This window comes from Mesorhizobium sp. M1A.F.Ca.IN.020.06.1.1 (assembly GCF_004023265.1).
GTDB lineage: Bacteria > Pseudomonadota > Alphaproteobacteria > Rhizobiales > Rhizobiaceae > Mesorhizobium.
The window spans coordinates 1-1,573 of record NZ_RZSR01001176.1 but is presented as its reverse complement, the minus strand read 5'-3'; the positions used below and the strand labels follow the sequence as shown (position 1 = coordinate 1,573).

The following is a 1,573-nucleotide window of genomic DNA, read 5'->3' as shown; positions in this document are numbered from 1 at the left end:
GCATGAAGCTCACCGATCCGCCGGCGGCGACTGTCTCGATCAGCAGGTCGGCGAGCATCCCGCTGGTTTTTGCGTCGTCGTTCAGCGCCCTGATTTCAGGCGGGTTCATGTCGGTGGTCTCCAGTGATGAGGTATCGGGCCGCGGTCATGCGAAATGACTGCTACGTCTTCGGCGGCGCGCCCTTCGGATTTCCGCGATACGCTCGGCTTCGTCCTCGCTGAGGTGCCGCCCGCGCTCCAGGATCTCGAGCGTGTATTCCTCATAGGTGAGCCCAAGCCGCTCGGCCTTTTCCAGCCGCATCAGCATGACGGCGTGGCTCGGCGCCTTCCAGGCTTTGTCGTGGGCGGTGCGCCAGGCAAGAAAGATGTAGGGGTCCCCCTTGCCCCAGGGCGGACCTTCGTAGTCGTCGAGAGGCGGCCCGCCATTGTGGGACCGTTCAGGCCGGCGTGCCATGCGATCAGCCCCGGACCAGCGCCACCAGATACTCGGCGGCTTCCGGTCCCGGAGCGTGGAAGGTGCAGTCCGACGGGGCTCCGAGCGCCAGGCAGTCGCCCGGCTCCAGCCTGTGCACGACATTGCCTTCGGTGAAGTCCAGGCGGCCGCCGATCAGCCAGATCTGCTGCTTGATGAAGGCATAGGACGCTGCCGGGAATTCGACCTTGGCGCCTGCCGGCAGGCTGACCCGGATCAGTTCGAGCGGCATTTGCGTTGCCGGCGACAGATGCCGTCGCACATAGCCGGTCGCCGGATCCTGCCAGACCGGCTGCTCGTCCTTGCGGGACACACTGCCGCCCTGCATTTCGGCGCGGGCAATCAGCGTGGAGAGCGTCATGCCGAAAGCCGACGCGATGCGCACGAGGAGCGCCGCGGTCGGACTTGTCATGCCGCGCTCCATGGCGCTCAGCATCGCCTTGGAAACGTCGGAACGCTCGGCCAACTCGGCCAGCGACCATCCCCGCAAATCACGCTCGGAGCGTATCCGCCTGCCGATCGTGGACGTGATGTCGTTCGATATATCAGTCATTCATCCAATATATCGAAATTCCGGGATGAAGGAAGAGGCTGGTCGATCGCATTTTCGCGAGTGGTTTAACGGGCCCTACACCATCCGACCTCACGCGGCTTTAACCCCGATTGGGATAGCTTTGACCCCGAGGGGAATGGGACAGGTAACCGATGTTTGTTGAACGCGAAGCCTCCATTGGGGAGCCGACCTCGCAGGAGCGCCGCGACGCCCAGCAGAGCGACAAGCGCATCCTGGGCAACGTCGTGCAATGCGACGGTGCGCGCGCTACCATCAGCGCCTATGCCGAAGATGCCGAAGGCACGGTGACCGGCCTGTGGACCGTCGGCAAGATGATTTCCATCAACCTTGGCGCGACGCGAACCGTTGGCCTTGTCTATGCGATCGGCAAGTCTGACCGCGCCTGGAGCAATGAGGGCCAGAACGCAATCGAGGTCAGCATCGAACTGATCGGCGAGGTGCGCGACGGAGCCGAGCCCAGCGCCAAACCGGTCTTCGACCGCGGAATCACCACCTATCCGCATATCGGCGCGGTTGCCCACCGTATC

At 63.8% G+C, this 1,573-nt stretch carries 2 protein-coding genes and 1 pseudogene; 1 reads left to right on the top strand and 2 read right to left on the bottom strand.

Going from position 1 to position 1,573, the window contains the following annotated elements; all coding sequences use genetic code 11:
• Nucleotides 1-145: 145 nt before the first annotated feature.
• Together EOA60_RS32205 and EOA60_RS32200 are read right to left on the bottom strand one after the other, a co-directional pair.
• Nucleotides 146-454 (bottom strand): hypothetical protein, encoded by a 309-nt coding sequence (locus EOA60_RS32205; RefSeq protein ID WP_095824890.1) that lies wholly within the window; start codon nucleotides 452-454, stop codon nucleotides 146-148.
• Between the two features lie 4 nt (nucleotides 455-458).
• Complete coding sequence (locus tag EOA60_RS32200; RefSeq protein WP_095802667.1) at nucleotides 459-1,025, bottom strand: XRE family transcriptional regulator; 567 nt, start codon at nucleotides 1,023-1,025, stop codon at nucleotides 459-461.
• Between the two features lie 152 nt (nucleotides 1,026-1,177).
• Between EOA60_RS32200 and EOA60_RS32195 the strand changes: the two are divergent.
• Nucleotides 1,178-1,573 (top strand): annotated as a pseudogene (locus EOA60_RS32195) (ATPase); the annotation flags it as partial.